This is a genomic window from Planococcus sp. TJ-301 (genome assembly GCF_058268475.1).
In genome coordinates this window covers 298,511-320,679 of sequence record NZ_JBZDOH010000003.1, presented here as the reverse complement: position 1 = coordinate 320,679, position 22,169 = coordinate 298,511, and the positions used below count along the sequence as shown (strand labels likewise).

The following is a 22,169-nucleotide window of genomic DNA, read 5'->3' as shown; positions in this document are numbered from 1 at the left end:
AGGAGATTGCCATGACTATGATCCAAATAGATAATTTAAAAAAGGCCTTTGGCGACAATGAGGTATTAAAAGGCATTGATCTTACCATTGATAGGAGCGAAGTGGTGGTTATTATGGGTCCCAGCGGCTCCGGGAAATCCACTTTGCTGCGCTGCTTGAATTTCTTGGAAGAGCCGACGGAAGGCATCATTCAAATTGGCGAATACCAAGTCCATGCTGGCGGGAAAATTGACAGGCAGCGTAAGAAGGTCATTAGGGAGCTGAGGAAAAAAACGGGATTCGTATTTCAATCGTTCAATTTATTTCCTCATAAGACTGCCATTGAAAATATCATGGAAGGACCTATTGCCATTCACGGAATGAAGCCAGAAGAAGCGAAAAAAATCGCCGAAGCTTTGTTGGCCAAAGTGGGGTTAGGTGACCGCAGCGACCATTTTCCTGCGCAGTTGTCAGGAGGGCAGCAGCAGCGGGTGGCGATTGCCAGATCGCTCGCGTTGAATCCGCTGGTCATGCTGTTTGATGAACCCACTTCAGCGCTTGATCCTGAGCTTGTCCGTGAAGTGCTGCTGGTTATTAAAAGCTTGGCTGAAGAAGGAATGACCATGGTGATTGTCACACATGAAATGAATTTTGCGAAAGAAGTTGCAGACCGCGTCGTTTTTATGGACGAAGGGGTCATTGTAGAGCAGGGAACATCCAAAGAAATTTTTCTCCATCCGAAAGAGGAACGGACGAAACAATTTCTTTATCAGGTTGAGGCAGTGGTCACGGATTAACTTTAGAAACCAGCCAGTAAGCGAATGGCTGGTTTCTTTTCGGTTAAATCAATTGTTCTAAAGAATTAGCGTTTAAACACCGCATTGATCCGCTATGAGCTGGACTGCTACCGGTTCCTCATGCTGTATAAAAAACGCCATCCCCTGTTAAAAGGAGATGGCGTTTTGAAGTTTATTTAGCGAAAAATGCCCCGTAATATCGGCTGAAAGCTACCGCGAAATCACCGCGTTTCACTTCCTGGGCTGGCGCAAATGAAGCGCTGATTGTCGGTTTTAAGTCATATTTCCCTTGGGTGGCGGTAAACTGCGCATTCAAGATATTCAAGTCCAATGCTAATTGGACATAGCCTTTTAGATGAGCCGGAATAGTGGCTTGGTCACTGATTAATATCCGCTTGTCGTTATACTGGACTGTTATGTCACCTGTAAACGCTTCGGCTTGTTTCTGCAATCCTAAACTCTGTACCAGTGAGTATGCAAGTTCCGCTTTTGTAACTGTGCCTTTCGGATCGAATGCTCCAGTTGCGCGAAGTTCTACAACACCTTTTGAAGTCTGGCTGTAATCTCGGAAAGCGGCGCCTTTGGAAATGACGGCTGCTGCATATGGGGCAAGTTCCCCTAAGTCAGCGAAGTTTGCTGCTGAAGTCATATTCTGGCGGATTTCCGCTCCCATTACTAAAGAAGTGGCTAAGTCTGCACGATTTAGTTTGGCATCTGGTTTAAAGAGGCCGTTTGAGTATGAGTCGATCAGCCGGTTCTGGATACCCATGGCGATTGCCGCTTCAGCAGGATGTCCTGCAATATCAGAAGCACCAGTAATGCCGCTTACTTTCGTAAAGGCAATCGCTCCTTTTACCGTCTCCGGCACTGCCAATCCTACAGGATTCAAATCGTTTCCGCGAAGCCCACGAACTTCCAGTTTCCATTCGCCGGCAGCCGGGCTGTTGACGATGACTGTCCGTTCATAAGTGGTCGGGAACAGCAAGCTGATCCCTGAACTGTATTCAGTGCCATCAGGGGAGATGAGCACCAAATTTACAGGGTTTCCTGTTTGTTCAAGAACGCCTGCTGCATTGGCTTTCGCAAACAGAGTTGATAATCCTTCCTTAACGGTGAAGCTGTGCTGGGTGCTAGTTGATAAAGTATAATCTACTGCAAATTCTTCAGTTGTTCTTTCTGAGATGACATTGGCATTGAATTCTTTGGTGCTGTTCAATGTCGCACCGTAAGAAGCGCCGTTTATCACACTGTCGACAGCGGCATAAGCGTTCACATATCCTGCTCCGACTTCCCAAGTTTCATAGCCGGGCATATTCGTCGCTGTTTGCTGCAATACGGTTTTCACTTCATCCGGAGATAAAGTCGGATCTGCTTCCAATAGCAATGCTGTTATGCCAGCTGCGTGCGGGGTGGCCATAGATGTTCCGCTCATGACGGTGTAGTATGGCAAATGTGCGGGATCCAACGTTTCAAGATCCTTTTGGGCTGCTAAAGTTGTGACCGGGGAAACGGTCCGTGTGGAAACGATATCGACGCCTGGCGCTACAAATGTTGGAGCGTCTGTCCAACTCCATGTTTGTCCATCCATTTCAAATGTTCCACCGACACCTTGAGTTCCGCGTGAAGAAAAATCAGCGAGGGTGCCGTCTTTTTCACCTGCGCCAACAGAGATGACCCATGGAGCTTTTGCATAAGGGTTATGTGTATTTTCGGCAGGACCAGCATTGCCAGCTGCGAATAACACAACGATTCCGCGGTCATGCGCTTTTTTGCTGGCGATATTAATTGGGGCGTTTGGATCAAAATCACCTGAAGAGCCCCATGAATTGGTGATAACACGAATATTGTATTCTCTTTGGTGGGTAATGGCGTAATCGAATCCGCCGATGCCATCAAGAACGAACAAAGCACCGCCTGACCCATAGCCGATCAAGTCTGCTCCGGGAGCAGCCCCTTCATATTTGCCGCCGGACAATGCGCCCGTGCCGCCGACCGTGCCGGCAACATGCGTTCCGTGTCCTGAATTCGTGTCAGTGTTAGGAACATTTTCTGTATAAGAGATTGGGATGATTCCAGTACCTTGCAGATTGGTAGTACCTAAAACGTTCTGTACAAGGTTTCTGCCCAATTCGTGGTCTTTATGTGTGCCGTCGACCCCGCTGTCGTTGATGACTACGCCAACGCCGTCACCTGATAAAGGAAATCCACTGTTTTGCTGCTGGAACCCTGAATCAGATTGGACTTTATCCACGCCGGTGATGGCAGAGGCATCTGCGTTAAAATAGGTCAATTTCTCATTCAAGTAAACCGATTGCACTTCGTCGTTCTGAGCAAGTTGTTCTACTTGCTGTCTTGTGGCAATTGCCCCGATTATTGGCAAGCTTTGCATCGTAACGGCAGAGTCAATGCCAAGTTTTTGAACAAGTGCTCGCTGATTATCTGTCGGTTTGCCATCGCCTTTAAATGTAATGATGACTTGGGCAGTGTTACTTTCATCGAATGCCGACCAGATTTTCTCATCGACGGCCGTCTTGGTAGAGGAAGTGAGTTCTGTTGCTCCAGCAGGTGAGAATGCTGGGAAAATTAAAAATAATAAAATTGCGAATATCAATGCTTTTTTCATTTTCCAACCTCTTTTCAATTGTTTTGATGATGCCACCTTATTTATTTTCTTCTGCTATTTAGCCATTCCGCTTAAGTTGTATTTTTTAAGCAAAGGCATGAGCTGTTAGGCAAAACAAAGTGGTAATGGTAAACCGCCTCTCCATTTTCAGAAAGGCGGGTATTCTTTTAATTTGCTGGAACGGGTTCTGTTGTGTTGTTCAACAATTGGACAGCAGCGTAGGCATTAACGTAGCCAGAGCCGGTCTCCCAAGACTCATAGCCGCCCATCGGCGTTGCACTTTGCTGCAATGCATTTTTGATTTCGGTTGGAGAAAGGGTTGGATCTGCTTCAAGCAGCAAAGCGATAATGCCGGCAACATGAGGTGCAGCCATTGATGTGCCACTGAACGTCGTGTAATACGGCAAGTGAGCAGGCGAGATTGTTGCCGAATCCTTCTGTACGCTTAGCGCTGACAACGGAGACAGCACACGAGTTGAAATAATATCAACCCCTGGAGCTGTAATTGTCGGCTGATCCGCCCATTGGAAGGTTTCACCGTCAATTGTCACTGTTCCGCCTTTGCCTTTTACTCCTCTTGAAGAAAAGCCAGCCAGTTGCCTATTTTGATCTCCTGCTGCTACTGTGACTACCCACGGCGCTTTTTTGTAATTGCCGGAAATGGTCGATTCAGCAGGGCCGGAATTTCCGGCAGAAAAAACGGTGGTGATGCCGCGATCGTATAATTTTTTAGTAGCCACGTTGATCGGATGGTTCGGATCGAAATCAGTATTCGAATCACTTGTGTCTCCCCATGAATTGGTAATGACACGGATGTTGTACTCGCGTTGGTGTGTCAAAGCATAATCGAAACCACCGATGGTATCGAGGATGGCAATTGCTGCACCGGAACCATAACCGATCAAATTCGCGCCAGGCGCCACCCCTTCATATTTGCCTCCGGACATTGCACCTGTTCCGCCGACAATGCCTGCCACATGCGTGCCGTGGCCTGAAGTGGAATCGGTGTTAGGGACATTTTCCACATACGTGATTGGAGCCAGGCCGATGGTGCTGTTCAAGTTCGTGCTGGCCAAGACATTCTGTACCAGGTTGCGGCCTAGCTGATGGTCTTTGTGGGTTCCGTCAACTCCGCTGTCGTTAACAACGACACCGATATTCTGGCCAGTCAGCGGAAAGCCACCATTCGCTTCTTGAATAGCAGCGTCTTCTCTAAGCTGGTCGACGCCGGTCAGGGAAGTGGACGTTTCGTTGTCGTACTCTAACGGTGCGTTATAGTAAATGGACTGGACACTTTGTTCTAAAGAGAGGGCCTTAATCTGTTGGGGAGTCAAAAGAGCTCCTGCGATTGGCAGGCTGTTGAAAGAGACGCCTGTCTTAATGCCTAACTTCTTCAGCAGCTGGAAATGTTCCGGCATCACTTTCTCAGTGTCCCGGAAAGTGATGATCACCTCAATCGGAGCGGAATGGTCTTTTTCCAGGAGCAGCGTTTCTAATATGGGGTCGATTGCTGTTCCGGCAGAAGCGGAAGCAGCTTGCCGGTTTGTTCCAGCAGGCTGGAAGACCAATAGCAAAGCCATTAACAAAACTGTTGCGATGTGTAAGCTTTTTGTCATAAATTTCTCTCCTTTAAAAGTCGGAATATTTTGCTTTATCAAGCATGTCATAACCCGCATTTTTCAGCCATTCTACATCGGGTGTATTTTAAATAGTTAAAAAGGCGACCCTGGCTACTACCTAAGTAGTAGCCAGGGTCGCCTTGCGCTTTTACAGCAATGGCACCAATTTATGTTGGACTGCATAGATTAATGCTTGCGAACGGCTTTTGACATTCAATTTCTTAAAGATATTGCTCATATGGATTTTGACCGTTTTATCACTGATAAATAGCCGATCTGCGATTTCTTTGTTCGACAAGCCTTCGACCAGACCGAGAAGCACTTCAGTCTCCCTTGGCGTCAGTGAATTGCCATCGGCTTTGTTGTCAGCGTGATGAAACGACAAAAGCTTTTTGGTCATTGCCGGCGGAATGACCGATTCCCCTTGGCTTACCAGCCGGAGAGCTGAGATAACCTCTTCAGAAGGAGAGTCTTTCAGCAAATAGCCATTGGCCCCTTCGCGGATAGCGGCCATGAAATATTCATCATCTTTATACATCGTCAGCACGATCACCTTAATTTCTGGATAGTGGCCCTTTACCCACTTGGTCAGTTCAATCCCATTAATCTCCGGCATATTGATATCCATTATGATAACCGCCGGTTTGATGGTCGACAGCATCGCTTTCAATTGCGCTGCGCCGGTTGCCTCGCCGATGACCTTCATATCGTCTTCCTGTCCGATCATGGTTTTTAGGCCGTCTCTCAGTATTGCGTGGTCATCTACTAAAACTACTTCTATCACCTGGTTATCCTCCTTCAAATCCAGCTTTAGGAATTCTGACAAAGATTTCAGTGCCGATGTTGTGGCTGCTTTCTATCTGGAATGTGGCACCGACTTTTTCCGCATCTTCGTTCATTTGCAGAATTCCGTAATGCGGCTCTTTCATGGCCGTCGTCATGGCTTCATATAACGAAAAACCAATGCCGTCGTCCTTGACTGTCAACAAAATCTGGTCTCTTTGGTAGTTCAGCATAACGCCGACTTTTTCAGCTCGTGCATGTTTAATGCAATTATGCAGGCTTTCTTGAATGATAGAAAAAATAGCTTTTTCCGCCACCAAATTCAATTTTGGCTGAATGCCCCGGCTTTCAAAAGTGATGTCGAGATCCAAGGTTTTGTCTTGATTCAGTTCTTCGATTTTATTTTTGATAGCCATATAGAGGCCATGCTGTTCGGTTGGATAAGGGCGCAAAGCGTATATGGAATCCCTTATTTCCTGCAGTGCGCCGCGCAAGATGTTATTGCTGTCATTGACGAGCCACCGTGCATCTTTCGGATGGGAATGGATCTTCTTAGCAGCAGCATCGAACTTCATCACGGCTCCTGCCAGGATTTGGGCGATGCCATCATGTATGTCATGTGCGATGCGATTGCGCTCTTCCAATAAAATCCGCTGCTCTTTTTCGGAGAAAAGCATCTGCGTTTTCAGGAAAATAGCTAATTGATTTGCAATGGTTGAAATCGAATGGACATCTTCTACGATAAAGCTATTTGTACGTGTTTTCGCCATGATTAGGCAGCCGACCAGCTCATTCTCAAAAATCAACGGCGCAAACACAGCAGATTGGATGGCCGTATTGAATCGCTGGCCTAGCGGCGATAAATGAATATCGGTTTTGTTATAGACAGTAGTGGAATGCACTTGGTTCAATGCTGTGAAAGCAGCAGCTTCCTCCGTAAGCGCCAAGTCTCCTTCAGCAATCGCTAGATTCCAATTTCCCTTTTCATCGCGGGTGAACAAATAACTTTCTTCATAAGAAACTACTTCTTTAATCAGCTGTTTGATGTCATTTTCCCAGCCGGAAATCGGAATGGCTTTATTCAATTCCGAAGAAAAGTGGAACAGTGCTTTCAACCTTTGCTTATCGGCACTCAACCGGATAATGACCGAGCTGATGATCGCCAAGAAAATCAAAGGGGATAAGAAGAAGAAATAGCTCAAGATGTCCCCGTCGCCCCGGTTTTGACTGCCCAAATAATGGAGGAGCAGCCCATAAACCATGGAGATGGAAAAACTGAAAAGTTCTGCCCGGCTTTTCTGGACCCAGGTGGATAAAGTGTACCTTTCCGGCCTCAGAAGCAATACGATGTCAACAATCACGTTATTGATGAAATAAAAAGAACCGATAAACAACAATAAGAAAAAAATGCTCAATGAAGGTTCCGTGAGCTCCAGCTGAGGAGCGGCCCAATTTGTGATCCTGTCAGCCAAGACAAGGCTCAGCACCAGTTGGGCCGGATTGAAAAAGATGATCCGGAGCGGGCGCTGATTGATTAATGTAGTCAACAGAACAGCAGTAAAATATAACACCGCCGTTATTTCAATTCCATATAGCAAATATGCCAAATAGATAATTGGGAAGGTTAATGAAGAATTTCCTTTTTGAAAAGGCATCGGAAAATATTCAGCTATAAAAATAAAGGCGAATAAAAAAAGCAATTCAAAAGGATCTTTAAGTGTTTGTACGCCGAGTGCGGAAAAGATGATCACTGCCCAGCCGATTGCTGAAACAAGCGTCATGAACAGCTGAGCAGTATAATGCCTGGAAGATTTTTGATTCAAATGGTATCCATCCTATCGTATGCAAAATCGGTTGGCCAGACAAAATCACTCAACCGTTTTTCTATAATATGTTATAGCTATTCAAATAACTGAGGAATGCCGTTCGACAAAGTGTAAATCCCCATCCACGCCATTGCGATGACGATGACGACGCCAAAAATGGTCATCCAGAGCGGATGCTTGTAATCGCCGACAATTTTCGCCTTATGCGCAGCAATGAGCATGACGCCGAGGGCAATCGGTAGAATCAAACCATTCAGCGAGCCCACCAACAGCAGGATCAGCACAGGCTGGCCGATGATGACGAAGACGGAAGTCGAAATGACGATAAAGCTGATAACCAACAGGCGGTTGTATTTTTCAAGCGCCGGGCTGAATGTGCGGATGAACGATACGGACGTATAGGCCGCTCCGACAACCGATGTCACAGCCGCCGCCCACATGACCACGCCGAAAATCTTGTAACCGATATTGCCGGCAGCCAATTGGAACACAGAAGCCGGCGGGTTTTCCGGGTTCAGCTGCAGACCTTGCGAAACGACGCCAAGAACCGCCAGGAAAAGAATGACGCGCATGAAAGACGCAATCAGGATGGCGGTAATCGAGCTGCGCGTGACATCGCGCACATGTTCTTTGCCGATAAGGCCGGCATCGATCAAACGGTGGCCACCGGCAAAGGTGATATAGCCGCCGACCGTTCCGCCGACAAGCGTTACGATGGCAAAGATGTCAATGGTATCCGGTACAAAGGTTTTGACAACGGCTTCACCAATCGGCGGCTGGGCTGAAATCATGACGTAAATCGTCAAGGCGATCATAACGAACCCAAGGATTTGGGCGAAACGATCCATCGCTTTGCCTGCCTCTTTGACCACAAAGATGCCGATAGCCAGCAAGCCGCTTAAAATGGCGCCGGTTTTAGCATCGATGCCGAACAAGACATTCATCCCAAGGCCGGCGCCGCCGACGTTACCGATATTGAAGGCCAGGCCACCCATGACGACGAGCAAGGCCAGGAAATAGCCGAGCCCTGGCAGCACATCATTGGCAATGTCCTGCGCACGCTTGCCGGATACGGCGATGATGCGCCAAATATTGGTCTGGGCTCCGATATCAATGATGATGGAAATGAGAATGACAAAGCCCATCGATGCCATCAATTGATCGGTAAAAACGGTCGTCTGGGTGAGGAAACCCGGACCGATGGCGGAAGTCGCCATCAGGAACGCAGCGCCGAGCAGGACGCTGCGGTTTGCTTTTTTAATGATCTTCGCATCTTTGTTCATCGTAATGCCTCCTTTGGAATGGAATTACATAAACTCTTCTACCTTGATGATGTCGATTCCTGCATCGGCCAATGAGCTTGAAATGGCAGCCGCGAAATCGAGCGCAGTAGCGCCGTCGCCGTGGATGCAAATGGTGTCGGCTTTGATTTGGATTTCCTGCTGCTGGGTACTGATGACCTTATGTTCTTTAACCATGTGGATGACTTGTTCAAGTGCCGTAGCGGTATCGGTGATGAGCGCATTCGGCTGGCTGCGCGGCGTCAGGCTGCCGTCCGCCTGGTAAGTGCGGTCTGAGAAAACTTCATTGGCAGTGCGCAAACCGATCTTTTCCCCGGCTTTCACCAATTCGCTGCCGGACAAGCCGAATAAAATAAGTTCCGGGTCGATTTTATACACTGCCTCCGCGATCGCCTCCGACAAGCCGACATTTTGCGCGGCCATATTATAGAGTGCGCCGTGGGCTTTAACGTGCTGCATCTTGCCGCCTTCCGCCTGGACAAAGCCCGATAAGGCACCGATCTGGTAGACGACCAGGTCATAAGCTTCCTGGGGAGACAAACTGAGGTTGCGCCGGCCGAAGCCGACCAAATCCTGCAGCCCGGGATGGGCGCCGATGCCGACATTTTTTTCCAATGCGAGCTGAACGGTTTTGCGCATCGTAGCAGGGTCGCCGGCATGAAAGCCGCAGGCGATATTGGCCGATGTGATGTAATCCAGAATGGCTTCGTCATTGCCCATGCGGTAGACTCCGAAGCTTTCTCCCATATCGCAGTTCAAATCCACTTTAAACGTCATTTCCATTCCTCCATTTTCAAGTCGATTCCAATTTTCATTTGGCGAATTTGCTGTTCTTGTGCAATCATGCGCTTTTGCGCTTCCTCGAGCGAAATTTCTTTGAAGCGAATTTTATCTCCCGGATTCAGCTGGCTGATGAGCGGCAAATCGATGCTTGCCACTTGGCCGATTTTTGGATAGCCCCCGGTCGTCTGGCGATCCGCCATCAAGACGATGGGGTTGCCGTCCGGCGGCACTTGAATCGAGCCGAACGCGACAGGCTCCGATATCAGTTCCGCTGCCTCACTCAGTGCAAGCGGCGTGCCTTCAAGGCGATAGCCCATGCGGTCGGAATGTGTGCCGACAGTGAAAAGGCCGTCGAAGAGCCGCGTTTGGCTTTCGGCATCGAACAAGCCGAATTGCCGGCCCTTCATGATGCGGACAACGGGTTCATTAAAGTAGCGAATGGCGGGAATTTGCCATTCCTGTCCGGAATTCGCCGCTTTTACCAGCGCTGCTGCGCGTTTCGGGTCCACCGGATTTAATGGGACGCGGTCGCCCGCTTTCAGCGCCCGGCCTTGGAAGCCGCCGATCGCTGCACGCAAATACGTCGATTTGCTGTGCATTACTTCCGGCACATCGATGCCGCCTGCTGCGGCTAGATAAGTCCGACAGCCTTTCTTGGGCGCGCCGAACGATAAGACGCTGCCTTTTTTGACAGCCAGAATGCGCCACATTCTGCACTCTTTGCCGTCAATTTGAGGCGACAGATCTGCGCCGCATAAAGCGATAGCTGCATCGGTTTCAAACTCGATTGTAGGGCCGGTGAGCGAAATTTCCAGCGCCGCGGCGTTTTCATAGTTTCCAACGAGCAAATTGGCGATGCGGTGCGCAAAAGGATCCATCGCGCCGCTTGCGATGACGCCGTATTTTTGGAAGCCGTAGCGGCCAAGGTCTTGCACCGATGTCAGCATACCGCCTTTAAGAATCTTCAGCATCGCGATGTTCCTCCCATTCGTGATATTCCTGTTCCGAAATCCGGCGGAATTTGATGATGTCCCCGGCTTTCAGCAAGCTCGGCGTTTCCTGCTCTGGCCGGAACAAGCGCATTGGGGTGCGGCCGATCAATTGCCAGCCGCCCGGTGTTTCGATCGGGTAGACGCCGGTCTGGATACCGGCGATGCCGACAGTGCGTTCTGGAATGCGCAGCCGTGGGCTTTCCCGGCGGGGCGCGGCGATTTTCTCGGACATGCCGCTGATAAACGGAAAGCCTGGAGCGAAACCGATCATTGACACAGCGTAAACGCCGCTGCTATGGATGGCGATGACTTCTTCTGCAGATAATCCGTTATGCGCTGCCACGAATTCGAGGTCGGGACCAAAATCGCCGCCATAGCAGACCGGAATTTCGACTGTGCGCGGAGCCGGCACAGGGATTTCACCAGCGTGCTGCAAGAGCTCTTCCAAAGCCGATATTGCTTCATCGTATAAGACGGCAAGCGGGTTGTAGAAAACCGCAATTGTCGTAAACGCCGGAATAGATTCGACCATCCAGGCAGGTGGGCGGTCTTCGAGCAGCGCCGCCGCTTTCCGGATTCGCTGCTGCACGCCTTCGCTGATTTCTTTGCCGGCTTCAATGGTAATCGCCTGGTCCCCGAGCGGGGTGAAAGTAAAGTCCATGCCGCCACCTCATCCTCTGATTATTCTAACTATTTTTTCAATTATACGGCTTTGCGCGGATGAACGGAAGAGAATACGGAGATTCGTTGGAAGGCAGCACCGCTAAATACAAAAAAAGCTATCCGCAAACGCGGACAGCTTCCCTTCTTTTATTCTTCGATGTCGATTTTTTGTGTTGCGTCAGCGCCGTTGAAAAACTCTTTTGAAATCTCGGCGATTGTACCGTCTTCCAGCATTTCTTCGATAGCGCCGTTGACGTTTTCAACCAATTCTTTATTGTCTTTGTTCATGACCATGCTCACTTCCGACGGGCTGTACTTGATGTCGGGGTGAATAGTGATGTTCAATTCCGGGAAAGCCGCTAAAGCTAAGGTCTGCAAATAATAATCGTTCAAGATAACATCCGTGCGTCCGATTGCAACATCGCGCAAATACACTTCGTTCGTTGCGTTGTCGTAAACCACTTCTTCAGCACCGTAAGAACGTGCCGTTTCCATGTAGACAGACGTGGAAGCCCCAGCCGCTTTTTTGCCTTTTAAGTCTTCCAATGTCTTGATGCCCGACAAATCATCTTTGCGGACAATCGCTGTGCCATAAGAAAATTTAAATGGTGTCGAGAAAGCGAATTTCTCTTTGCGGTCTTCAGTTGCTTCAATGTCATTCGCCGCTAAGTCGACTTGGCCAGTTTGGACAGACGTCAGCATTTCATCAAAGCCGAGCTCAGTGAATTCGACTTCAAGCTCCAGGCGTTCAGCAATTTCGCGCACGACTTCAACTTCGAAGCCGGTCAATTCATCTGTGCCTTCTTCGCGGAAAGAAGTCGGGAACAATGTGCCGGAAGTGGCAACAGTCAATGTGCCTTCTTCTTTGATTTCGTCCCAAGCCGTTTTGGCTTCTTCAGAGCCGCTGTCGCTCTCAGAAGATCCGCAGCCTGCTAAAAGTGAAAGGGATAAAGTGCCTGCGAGCAAAGCCCAACCCTGTTTTTTCAATAAATTCTTCATCTTTTGGTCCCTCCTTGAAATGTAATCTATTAAAAACATAGCATTATAAACTAAAGGGAGCAAAGTATTCTTGCAACTTTGCTATAAGTTTAACTATTCTTTCAATTCGTTTGCAGGGGATGGCTGGCGGTGCATCGAATTAATTCTATAAGAGCAAAGGGGCCAGAACGGGGTGATGCACATGGCTGTACTGAAGACCAGTGGATTAACGAAGAAGTTCGGTGAGTTCAAGGCGCTTGATGGTGTCGATATTGAAGTGGAAGCGGGAGAGGTTTTCGGCTTTATCGGCCCGAACGGATCAGGGAAATCGACGACGCTGCGCGTGTTGCTTGGCATCCTCCAAGCAACCGAAGGAAAGGCGAAAATCTTTGGCCTGGATGCGTGGAAAGACGCGGTGGAAATCCATAAACGGGTCGCCTATGTGCCGGGGGACGTCAATTTATGGCCGAATCTTACTGGTGGGGAAGTTATCGATTTATTCATCAAATTGCGGGGCGGCAAACCGGACGGCAAACGGGAAGAGCTGATCCGCCGGTTCGATTTGGACCCGCGCAAGAAATGCCGGGCCTATTCCAAGGGCAATCGACAGAAAGTGGCGCTGGTCGCTGCCCTATGCATGGATGCCGACCTTTACATCCTCGATGAACCTACTTCCGGCCTGGATCCGCTGATGGAGCGGGTGTTCCAGGAATATGTCATGGAAGTGAAAGCGAAAGGCAAAAGCGTCCTCTTGTCGAGCCATATCTTGTCCGAAGTGGAAAAGATCTGCGACAAGGTGGCGATTATCCAACAAGGGAAGATCATTGAAACGGGAACGTTGAAAGAGCTTCGGCACTTGACCGGCACAATCGTCCAAGTCGAGACGAAACTGCCGATTGCCGGTTTGCGGGAAATGAAAGGCGTCAGCGGCGTCACGACCGAAGACGGAGCGGTGTCGTTTCAGGCGGATACGGAAGAGCTGGATGCCATCATGCGCCATATCAGCGCTTTCGGCATTACGCGAATGGACAGTTCCCCGCCAACATTGGAGGAGTTGTTCATCCGCCATTATGAAACAGCCGCTCGTCCGGGAGGCGGGGGCTAATGGGCAGTCATTTACTGCAAGGTACAAGTGCTCTGATGCGTTTTATCGTTCAGCGCGACCGCCTTCGGCTGCCTTTATGGCTGGTGTCATTCGTCGCCATGTCGTGCATCATCGCTTTTGCGTTCACTGGCTTGTACCAGAACGACGCGGAACGGCAGGCGATGGCGGAAACAATGCGCAATCCGGCGATGACAGCGATGGTCGGCCCGGGCTATGGTTTGGACAATTATACAATCGGAGCGATGCTGAGCCATGAAATGCTGCTGATGACGGCTGTGGTGGTCGGCCTCATGAATATCCTCCTGCTGTCCCGCCATACGCGCGCGGACGAAGAAGATGGCCGGCTGGAGATGATCCGGTCGCTGCCGGTCGGCCGGTTGTCGAACTTGCTGTCGGTGCTGCTCGTATTATTTGGAGTGAATGTCCTGCTTGCTGTTTTGACCGCGGTCTCATTGATGGCGCTGAACATCGACAGCATCGATGCCGAAGGGTCTTTCGTCTATGGCTTTGCGCTGGGTGCTGCAGGCATGGTATTCGCTGCAATAGCGGCTGTTTTCGCTCAGCTTTCCCAGAGTTCAAGGGGCACTGTCGGCTTGTCGATTACGGCCTTGCTGCTGGCGTATATGATCCGCGCAATCGGGGATCTGTCAGGCGGAACGCTATCGCTTTTTTCTCCGCTCGGCTGGATTCTCCGTACAGAGGCCTATGTCAATAATTACTGGTGGCCCATCTTCTTGACGGCTGGCGCGGCGTTTGTGCTTGTGCTTCTTGCACTGTATCTGAATTCGGTGCGCGACCTCGGCTCCGGCTTTCTTCCGGTGCGTGCGGGGAGGCCGCATGCTTCCAAAGGGCTGGCAAACCCGTTTGGCCTGGCATTCCGGCTTCAACGGACGGGACTCATCGCATGGGCAGCGGGGCTTTTATTGATCGGTGCATCCTACGGCTCGGTGCTCGGCGACATGGAATCTTTTTTTGAAGATATCGATTTGATGCAGCAGCTGATTGTCCAGCAATCCGGGTTTTCCATAACTGAACAATTCATCCCTGTGCTGATGTCTGTTATGGCAATCCTTGGGACGATTCCGGTACTGATGGCGGTGCTGAAAGTGAAAGGGGAAGAAACCAACGGCCGGTTGGAGCATATCCTGAGCAAGGCCGTATCGAAAAATCGGCTGCTCGGAAGCTATGTGCTGCTCGCTATACTGGCAAGCTTTGTTATGTTGGGCCTGGCTGGCTTCGGTCTTGGCGGCGTCGGGACTTCTGTCATTGAGGAAGATCTGAAGCTCGGCATGTTCTTAAAGGCGGCGATGGCGTATGTGCCGGCGGCATGGGTGATGGTCGGCATAGCTGTGTTATTGCTCGGCTGGGCGCCGAGGTTCACCGGCATTATGTGGCTTTACATCGCTTTTTCTTTTATTGCCATTTATTTTGGTCGACTGTTTCAATTCCCGGATTGGGTGCAAAAGCTGACGCCTTATGGCTATGTTGCGAAAGTGCCGATCGAAACTGTGGATTATGGCGTTCTAAGCGCATTAGCTGCTGCCGCTGCCGTACTTTTAGTCATTGGATTTATAGGCTTCAATAGAAGAGACATCAGCCAATCATAAAGGAGAGGATTGCAATGGAACGGCAACTCCCGAAAGTTACCACTTTCCTAATGTTTACTGGGCAAGCGGAAGAAGCGATGAAATATTATACGGCTGTTTTTAAAGATTCTGCTATCGACAATGTCACTTACAACGAAAACGGGTCGGTGATGTTGGCCCAATTTCGGTTGGCGGATCAAGTTTTGCTGTGCATCGACAGCACAATCAAGCATGATTTCACTTTTACGCCGGCCATTTCGTTATATGTGACATGCGAAAACGAGTCGGAAATTGACCGCGCCTTCAGCCAGCTGTCTGAAGGCGGCGAAGAGCTGATGCCGCTCGGGGATTATCCGTTCAGCCGGAAATTCGGCTGGCTGATCGACCGTTTCGGTGTTTCCTGGCAATTGAATCTGCCATGACAGAACCCCCATGCGCCAATTGCGCATGGGGGTTCTGTTGTTTACATAAATAACAGCCAGACGATTGCGGGACCAAGGAACGAACCGGCTACGGCGCTCAACGTCATCGCTACTGAACTCATCGAGGCGTCTTCGATGCCATATTCAAAAGCTTTTGCGGTGCCAAGCCCATGGGCGGATGTGCCAAGGCCGATGCCGCGCCCGATGGCTGAATCGATGCGGAGCGTTTTTAGGAGCCAGGGACCGGTGAGGATGCCTGTAAACCCCGCGACCATGACGAATACAGCCGCCAAGGCTGGGATTCCGCCAAGCGAATCGGCAAGCTGCATCGCGACAGGTGTAGTAATCGATTTTGGCAAAATCGTTAAAATCATTTCGGTGGAAAAGCCCATCAATTTTGCCAGCAGCGCACCGCTGAGCATGCCCACCAATGCGCCTGCTGATACGCCGAGCGTGATGGGCACCAAGTTTTGCGCCAATAATTTCCGCTGCTTGTAAAGAGGGACTGCAAGTGCAACAACAGCTGGTCCGAGCAGTGCGCCAATCCACTGTCCGCCGAGCATATAGCGCTCGTAGGGGATTTCGAATAGCAACAGAATCACTATTAGCGCCGCGGTCGTCGTCAACACGGGCGTCAGAAGCGTCCAGCGGTATTTTAAGTAAAGAGCGTTCAAAAACAAGTAAGCGGCGATGGTTAATGCGGCAAACAGCAATGACAACAGAATCAGATCCATAAGCGTCATAAGCTCCTTTCGTCAGTGCGCCGGGAAGCCCATTGGCTGAGTACTGCGGATACGCCCATTGTCACCAATGTACTGATCATCGCAATGGCGATCAGCCACAGGCCCTTGCCCGTGAACAAATCGCCGTACTGTATGACACCGACCGTGGCCGGGATAAAATACAATGATAAAAAAGCGAGAAGGAATTGCGCGCCGGATTCAATCCACCGCAGCGGATAAATTTTCAGGAGCAATGCCATAAAAAGCAGCAAGAAGCCAATGATGCTGCCAGGAAGCGGTAAATTGAATAAATCCCGAAGCCACTCGCCAGCAACGTAAAATCCGTATAATACGATCAGCTGCGTAAAGGTGATTAAAAATTTCATTGGACATCGCGCCTTCCGGTGGGATTAGCAAAGCAAGCGGAGCTTACTTCCATAATTAGTTATTCTACAACACTTTCCTCTTGAAGCGGGGCATAAGATTCGTGAAATCCGAGAAACACCGCGGACAGATTAATGAAACCTTCAAGATGCGGCATCCGTAAATAGATACAATAGAAGGAAAGGGGAATTGAAACATGACGAATTACACGATTGCCGAATTTATCCGGCAGACCAAGCAGGACGAACGGGAAAACGATTATTTCGAGCTGGAAACACCGCGCATCCTGGAAGTGAATTTAGAGGATATGGTGTGGGCAAAAGCAGGTTCGATGATTTCTTATACCGGACAGATCAAGTTCGAGCGTGAAGGCGTTCTTGAACACGGCGTTGGCACAATGTTCAAAAAAGCATTGACCGGTGAAGGGACTTCGTTGATGAAAGCGGTCGGCCGCGGCCGGCTGTATCTGGCAGACAAAGGGAAAAAAATCACGATTTTTGAATTGAACGATGAAGCCATTACCGTCAACGGCAATGATTTGCTGGCCTTCGAACCGGGCATCCAGTGGGAAATCAAGATGATGAGGAAAATGGCCGGGGTCATGGCCGGTGGCTTGTTCAATGTGACGTTGAAAGGCAAAGGGCGGGTGGCAATCACTTCCCATTACGAGCCATTAACGCTGCTCGTGCGTCCGGGCGAGCCGGTGCTGACCGATCCGAACGCCACTGTTGCCTGGTCAGGCAACTTGAAACCCGAGTTCCGTACCGATGTTTCGCTGCGGACATTTCTCGGGCGCGGAAGCGGCGAATCGATCCAGATGGAATTTACAGGAGAAGGCTTTGTCATCGTTCAGCCGTTCGAAGAAGTGTACCTTAGCAGCAACGTTACATGATTAACTAACGGTTTTACAGTATACGAAATCCCGGTCTTCACAGGCCGGAATTTTTTATATGAAATTTCTATAAATCAGCAAGATTTCCTTTTTTTGAGAAAAATTATTTCGAAAAAGTGTGTTCTTTCATCAGATTTACAAAATTGACTGTTTTTTTGAAAATTTAAAGTAAATTATGTTGCATTTTTCTATGAATATTGTATTATGACTTTATGCGATATATTGCATACGGAAATTAGAGTGGCGAAATATTATTTTAACATTTCTTTTGTCATAGAAAATACAAAGCTTATTGCTTAGGAGGAAAAAGTGAAATGGATAAGAAGTTATCGTTTAGCGCGTATGTTGTCATAGGAATGATGTTGTTCGCATTGTTTTTTGGTGCAGGGAACTTGATTTTTCCGGCCCAACTCGGACAAGCTGCCGGCTCTGAAGTTGCATGGGCCATCCTGGGCTTTCTGATTACAGGCGTCGGCTTGCCGCTCCTTGGAATTTTAGCTATCGGCTACTCAAAGAGCAGTGATTTGCAAGACCTTTCGAGCCGTGTGCACCCCGTGTTCGGCATTATTTTTACATCACTTTTGTATTTAACAATCGGACCGTTCTTTGCACTTCCAAGAACGGGCGCTGTATCATATGAAATCGGCATTGCTCCTTTTGTTGGCGGAGACTTCGCATCAATCGGGCTGCCAGTGTTTACAGTGATTTTCTTCCTGATCTCATTATGGCTGTCGCTCAATCCTTCGAAACTGATCGATAATATCGGCAAATTCCTGTCGCCGGCAATTCTTGTTACGCTGGCTGCGCTATTGATTATGGCCGTGATAAATCCGATGGGCAAAGCGGCGGCTCCCCAAGAAGCTTACGCAAGCGGCGCTTTTTTAAAAGGATTCACAGAAGGTTATAACACGATGGATGCCTTGGCCTCTTTGGTATTCGGCATTATTGTCATTGCTACTGTCCGCAAATTGGGCGTCACTTCACCAAAAGGGATTTTATCCGCAACGCTGAAAAGCGGAGTTGTCGCTGCAGGGCTTCTGGCAATCGTTTATGCTGGCATCGCTTACCTGGGCTCAACCAGCACAAGCACTTTAGGGCTTTTTGAAACAGGCGGCCCTGTATTAAGCGGAGCATCGTCCCATTACTTCGGAACATTCGGTACGCTTTTGCTTGCGGTCATTATTACGCTTGCCTGTCTGACGACAGCTATCGGCCTGACCGTCGCCAATGCGGAATACTTCCACAAATTGATGCCGAGAATCAGCTATAAAGCATACGTGGTCATTTTCTCGGTCTTCTCTTTAGTGGTGGCAAACGCGGGTCTTTCAAACATCATCGCTTATTCGGTTCCTGTCTTGATGTTCTTGTATCCACTGGCCATCGTCTTGATCATCTTGGCGTTCCTTTCACCGGTATTCAAACACGATCGAATCGTTTACGCAGCTGCTATGGCAGCGACATTCTTTATCGCAATCATCGATGGATTGAAGACGCTGACTGCGTCGCTCGGCATTGCCAATCCCGATTGGTTGCAGTCGATCATCGATTTCTATGCCGCATCATTGCCGCTTTACAATGAAGGGCTTGGCTGGATTGTCCCAGCACTGGCTACTATTGCCGTATTTACCGTCATTGCGCGAAGCCGGAAAGGCGTCAATGTCCAAACGGCGCGCAACGAAGCATAAGTTTTTAAATGGAAGCCGATTCGAAAATCGAGCCGGCTTCCATATCAAAAAAAGCTGTCTCTAGAGCTTAACGCTCAGGAGACAGCTTTTTTCTATGGCATTCGGAAGCTATAGCGATAACTCGTCCACTGTGCGGTTCCAATTCGCTTTCATCAGCATGCAGACTTTATCAGGGTCTTGTTCTTTTAGCGCGCCAATGATTTGGCTGTGTTCTTCAACAGACTGCTGGGTCAAAATCAAAGAATGGTGGAAAAACTGTCTGCGGACATGCGCTTGTAGACGGCCAAGGATGGTGTCGACATACGGATTGCCGGCAGCATCTACGATATGTTGATGGAATTCTTGATCGATTTTCAATGCCGAGAAATTATCCCGGGCTTTTATAGCATCAGCAAAACGCTGATTTGTTTCGGTGAGTAAATTTATCAATTCGCTGTCTAAGCGGGGTATGGCCAATTCGGCAGCCAGTGCCTGTAGAGCAGAAAGCGGCGGCAACAAGGTTTTGAGATCTTCCTTTTCTACCCGTGTCACACGGGTCGCCTTGCCGGGGAACATTTCCACGAATCCCTGTACCTCCAATAATTGCAGCGCTTCCCGAATGGGGGTCCTGCTTAAATTCAACGCTTGCGCAAGTTCCGTATCAGCCAATTTTTCATCTGGCTTTAAGGTGCCATCAATAATCCATTGCTGTAATTGGTTATACGCGCTTTCTTTCGCGGACATGCGAATCGGTTTTGCGTGATTTACTGGAATCGGCATTGCAAGTGCACCCTTTCTCTTGCTGTTAATAATAAAAGTATACACCAATTTGTGGGAATGTTAAATATTCTTTATGCAATATATCGCTTTACTGCTTCGGATCTTGCGGCAAGGCATTCCAGGCGGCGGTATGATTAGCCACGTGATTGTAATACACTGAAGAGAAGACAATCGATTTTAAAGAATAGGATGAGTGATGATGAGACAAGAACTTACGATCAAAGTGAACGATAAAGCGAAAGCGGAGTTCCAAAGGGGCTATCCCTTAATTGCTAAAGAAGCGCTTGAAAATGTGGATGTGCTTGAAACAGAAGGCACCATCGTCAACTTGACGGATAAACAGGATAAGTTCCTGGCAAAAGGCTATTACGGCAAACAAAACAAGGGCTACGGCTGGGTATTGACGCGCAATAAAGACGAAGCAATCAGCCAAGGGTTTATTGAGCGGACGCTGGCAGCAGCAATTGCGGAACGCAAAAGTTTTTACGATGACCCCAACACAACGGCATTCCGTGTGTTCAACGGAGAAGGCGACGGCTTCGGCGGTTTGTCGATCGACTATTACGGCGGATTTTACCTTGTCAGCTGGTACAGTGAAGGTGTTTATTCGTTTAAGGACGAAGTGGTAGCAGCGCTGCAGAACGTTGCAGACTGCAAAGGGATTTACCAGAAAAAACGCTTTGATGCGAAAGGGCAATACATCGAAGAAGACGACTTCGTAGCAGGCGAACGCGGCGAATTCCCGTTGATCGTCAAAGAAAACGGCATTAACTTCGCCATTTATTTGAATGATGGTGCGATGACTGGCATTTTCCTCGACCAGCGCGATGTCCGCAATGCCATCAAAGAACGCTATGCAAAAGGCAAGACAGTGCTGAACACGTTTTCTTATACAGGGGCATTCTCGGTAGCTGCTGCACTAGGAGGGGCCATGAAGACGACGAGCGTCGATTTAGCGAAGCGCAGCAATAGCAAAACCATTGAGCAATTCAGTGTCAACGGCATCGATTACGAAAGCCAGGACATCCTTGTGATGGACGTCTTCAATTATTTTAAATACGCAAAGCGCAAAGAATTGAAATTCGACTTGGTCGTCCTCGACCCGCCAAGTTTTGCGCGTTCGAAAAAATACACGTTCAGCACATCGAAAGACTATACGCATCTGATGCGGGAAGCCATCGCCATCACTGAAGATAAGGGCGTCATCGTGGCTTCGACGAATAGCGCATCGTTCAGCATGCAGAAATTCAAAGGCTTTATCGAAAAAGCTTTCACAGAAGAAGACATGTCGTATAAGATCGTCGAAGAATACACTTTGCCGAAAGATTTCCGGGTGCGCAAAGAATTTAAAGAAGGCGATTACTTGAAAGTCTTATTCGTAAAACTGGGCAAACGGAAAAATGTGGCGGAATCTTGAAGGGTTAATGGCTAAAAAGCGCCATTTGCTGTTCTCCTGCTTGTTTCCAACCCTCTATCCCTTCTATAATAAAAAAATAGATAGCGAGGGGAAAAGATGATTAAAAATGCATTAAGCAAGTTCCGGTTCATGGGATTGCTTGAAGGAAGTTCGTTGTTGATCTTATTGTTTCTGGCCATGCCGTTAAAATATTTCTTTGGGTTTCCAGAGGCTGTCAGTGTTGTCGGCGCGGTCCACGGAGGGTTGTTCACGGTTTACTGCGTGATGATCGCTTATATGACGTTCATCTTCAAATGGCCGTTCCGTTTTTCAGTGGCTGCAGTGGCAGTCGCTTTCATCCCGTTCGGAAATTTCCTGCTGGACAGACGCCTTGAAAACTGGCAACAAGCAAAAGCTGTTTAAAACACCTGCAGACACAAGTCTGCGGGTGTTTTTTCGATTGAGGGCAATTTTTTCATTGCGCTCTAGGCGGACGCGTTCCGCGGGCACGGCCTCAGCATCGCTTCGAAAACCGTTGCTCCTGTCCCTGTCCCTGCAACGCTTCGCTAGCTTCGGGACATGAAAAACCGTTGCAACGCTTCGCTAGCTTCGGGACAAAAAGTGCGTTGCAGCGCTTTGCGCTTCGTCGCAAACAAGTCGGACAAAATTCTTTTGTCCAACTTGTTCGCCGCCTTTCACTCTACTCAAAGGGGAGTCTAAATAGAAAATCATTTCTTGTATCTAAGTACTGGAAAGATATGATTTCTAAAGTTGGTTCTAGACTCCGGATATGGAGCAAAACAGTTCTGACTCCCGCAGGAAAGCGGGACTGTTTTGCGAAATATCGGCTCACTTAGCAGCTTGATAACTAATC

At 48.9% G+C, this 22,169-nt stretch carries 20 protein-coding genes; 8 read left to right on the top strand and 12 right to left on the bottom strand.

The window, feature by feature from the left end; genetic code table 11:
• The first annotated feature begins 17 nt into the window (after nucleotides 1-17).
• Entirely contained in the window at nucleotides 18-776 is a 759-nt protein-coding gene (locus tag AC4EHJ_RS14490) for an amino acid ABC transporter ATP-binding protein (RefSeq protein WP_490976368.1), read from the top strand.
• A 172-nt stretch (nucleotides 777-948) separates the two neighbouring features.
• Here AC4EHJ_RS14490 and AC4EHJ_RS14485 read toward each other — a convergent pair whose 3' ends face one another.
• The 9 genes from AC4EHJ_RS14485 to AC4EHJ_RS14445 all read right to left on the bottom strand — a co-directional run bounded on the left by AC4EHJ_RS14485 (nucleotide 949) and on the right by AC4EHJ_RS14445 (nucleotide 12,365).
• Nucleotides 949-3,399 carry a S8 family serine peptidase gene (locus tag AC4EHJ_RS14485; protein ID WP_490976337.1) on the bottom strand — a complete coding sequence of 817 codons (2,451 nt, stop codon included), beginning with the start codon at nucleotides 3,397-3,399 and terminating at the stop codon, nucleotides 949-951.
• 167 nt (nucleotides 3,400-3,566) lie between these two features.
• On the bottom strand, nucleotides 3,567-5,015 hold the full coding sequence (locus tag AC4EHJ_RS14480; RefSeq protein ID WP_490976336.1) for a S8 family serine peptidase: 1,449 nt from the start codon (nucleotides 5,013-5,015) through the stop codon (nucleotides 3,567-3,569).
• Between the two features lie 151 nt (nucleotides 5,016-5,166).
• Nucleotides 5,167-5,802: a response regulator gene (locus AC4EHJ_RS14475; protein WP_490976335.1), complete on the bottom strand. Its 636-nt coding sequence runs from the start codon at nucleotides 5,800-5,802 to the stop codon at nucleotides 5,167-5,169.
• 4 nt (nucleotides 5,803-5,806) lie between these two features.
• Nucleotides 5,807-7,624, bottom strand: a complete 1,818-nt coding sequence (locus AC4EHJ_RS14470; RefSeq protein WP_490976334.1) for a GAF domain-containing sensor histidine kinase — start codon at nucleotides 7,622-7,624, stop codon at nucleotides 5,807-5,809.
• Nucleotides 7,625-7,701: 77 nt separating this feature from the next.
• Nucleotides 7,702-8,910: an NRAMP family divalent metal transporter gene (locus AC4EHJ_RS14465; RefSeq protein ID WP_490976333.1), complete on the bottom strand. Its 1,209-nt coding sequence runs from the start codon at nucleotides 8,908-8,910 to the stop codon at nucleotides 7,702-7,704.
• A 24-nt stretch (nucleotides 8,911-8,934) separates the two neighbouring features.
• Entirely contained in the window at nucleotides 8,935-9,705 is a 771-nt protein-coding gene (locus tag AC4EHJ_RS14460) for a LamB/YcsF family protein (RefSeq protein WP_490976332.1), read from the bottom strand.
• On the bottom strand, nucleotides 9,702-10,682 hold the full coding sequence (locus AC4EHJ_RS14455) for a 5-oxoprolinase subunit C family protein (RefSeq protein ID WP_490976331.1): 981 nt from the start codon (nucleotides 10,680-10,682) through the stop codon (nucleotides 9,702-9,704). Before AC4EHJ_RS14455 ends, AC4EHJ_RS14460 begins: the two co-directional genes overlap by 4 nt.
• Nucleotides 10,666-11,364 (bottom strand): 5-oxoprolinase subunit PxpB, encoded by a 699-nt coding sequence (gene pxpB, locus AC4EHJ_RS14450; protein ID WP_490976330.1) that lies wholly within the window; start codon nucleotides 11,362-11,364, stop codon nucleotides 10,666-10,668. Before pxpB ends, AC4EHJ_RS14455 begins: the two co-directional genes overlap by 17 nt.
• A gap of 149 nt (nucleotides 11,365-11,513) precedes the next feature.
• Nucleotides 11,514-12,365: a transporter substrate-binding domain-containing protein gene (locus tag AC4EHJ_RS14445; protein ID WP_490976329.1), complete on the bottom strand. Its 852-nt coding sequence runs from the start codon at nucleotides 12,363-12,365 to the stop codon at nucleotides 11,514-11,516.
• 181 nt (nucleotides 12,366-12,546) lie between these two features.
• On the opposite strand from AC4EHJ_RS14445, the gene AC4EHJ_RS14440 reads away from it, so the two are divergent.
• The 3 genes from AC4EHJ_RS14440 to AC4EHJ_RS14430 are packed head-to-tail and all read left to right on the top strand — an operon-like array spanning nucleotide 12,547 to nucleotide 15,457.
• Nucleotides 12,547-13,449 carry an ABC transporter ATP-binding protein gene (locus AC4EHJ_RS14440; protein WP_490976328.1) on the top strand — a complete coding sequence of 301 codons (903 nt, stop codon included), beginning with the start codon at nucleotides 12,547-12,549 and terminating at the stop codon, nucleotides 13,447-13,449.
• Nucleotides 13,449-15,056 carry an ABC transporter permease gene (locus tag AC4EHJ_RS14435; RefSeq protein ID WP_490976327.1) on the top strand — a complete coding sequence of 536 codons (1,608 nt, stop codon included), beginning with the start codon at nucleotides 13,449-13,451 and terminating at the stop codon, nucleotides 15,054-15,056. Before AC4EHJ_RS14440 ends, AC4EHJ_RS14435 begins: the two co-directional genes overlap by 1 nt.
• 14 nt (nucleotides 15,057-15,070) lie before the next feature.
• Nucleotides 15,071-15,457 carry a VOC family protein gene (locus tag AC4EHJ_RS14430; protein WP_490976326.1) on the top strand — a complete coding sequence of 129 codons (387 nt, stop codon included), beginning with the start codon at nucleotides 15,071-15,073 and terminating at the stop codon, nucleotides 15,455-15,457.
• Nucleotides 15,458-15,498: 41 nt separating this feature from the next.
• Here the strand turns inward: AC4EHJ_RS14430 and AC4EHJ_RS14425 are convergent, their stop codons facing one another.
• A complete protein-coding gene (locus tag AC4EHJ_RS14425; RefSeq protein ID WP_490976325.1) occupies nucleotides 15,499-16,191 on the bottom strand; it encodes an LrgB family protein in 693 nt (230 codons plus the stop codon).
• A gap of 5 nt (nucleotides 16,192-16,196) precedes the next feature.
• Nucleotides 16,197-16,565: a CidA/LrgA family protein gene (locus AC4EHJ_RS14420; protein WP_490976324.1), complete on the bottom strand. Its 369-nt coding sequence runs from the start codon at nucleotides 16,563-16,565 to the stop codon at nucleotides 16,197-16,199.
• A gap of 194 nt (nucleotides 16,566-16,759) precedes the next feature.
• Between AC4EHJ_RS14420 and AC4EHJ_RS14415 the strand changes: the two genes are divergently transcribed.
• Both AC4EHJ_RS14415 and brnQ read left to right on the top strand, forming a co-directional pair.
• Nucleotides 16,760-17,455 carry an AIM24 family protein gene (locus AC4EHJ_RS14415; protein WP_490976323.1) on the top strand — a complete coding sequence of 232 codons (696 nt, stop codon included), beginning with the start codon at nucleotides 16,760-16,762 and terminating at the stop codon, nucleotides 17,453-17,455.
• Between the two features lie 314 nt (nucleotides 17,456-17,769).
• Nucleotides 17,770-19,140 carry a branched-chain amino acid transport system II carrier protein gene (gene brnQ, locus AC4EHJ_RS14410; RefSeq protein ID WP_490976322.1) on the top strand — a complete coding sequence of 457 codons (1,371 nt, stop codon included), beginning with the start codon at nucleotides 17,770-17,772 and terminating at the stop codon, nucleotides 19,138-19,140.
• 108 nt (nucleotides 19,141-19,248) lie between these two features.
• Here brnQ and AC4EHJ_RS14405 read toward each other — a convergent pair whose 3' ends face one another.
• Entirely contained in the window at nucleotides 19,249-19,899 is a 651-nt protein-coding gene (locus AC4EHJ_RS14405) for a GntR family transcriptional regulator (RefSeq protein WP_490976321.1), read from the bottom strand.
• A 199-nt stretch (nucleotides 19,900-20,098) separates the two neighbouring features.
• Here AC4EHJ_RS14405 and AC4EHJ_RS14400 point away from each other — a divergent pair, with 199 nt between their 5' ends.
• Entirely contained in the window at nucleotides 20,099-21,316 is a 1,218-nt protein-coding gene (locus AC4EHJ_RS14400) for a class I SAM-dependent rRNA methyltransferase (protein WP_490976320.1), read from the top strand.
• A gap of 96 nt (nucleotides 21,317-21,412) precedes the next feature.
• On the top strand, nucleotides 21,413-21,718 hold the full coding sequence (locus AC4EHJ_RS14395) for a DUF3817 domain-containing protein (RefSeq protein WP_490976319.1): 306 nt from the start codon (nucleotides 21,413-21,415) through the stop codon (nucleotides 21,716-21,718).
• Nucleotides 21,719-22,169 lie beyond the last annotated feature (451 nt).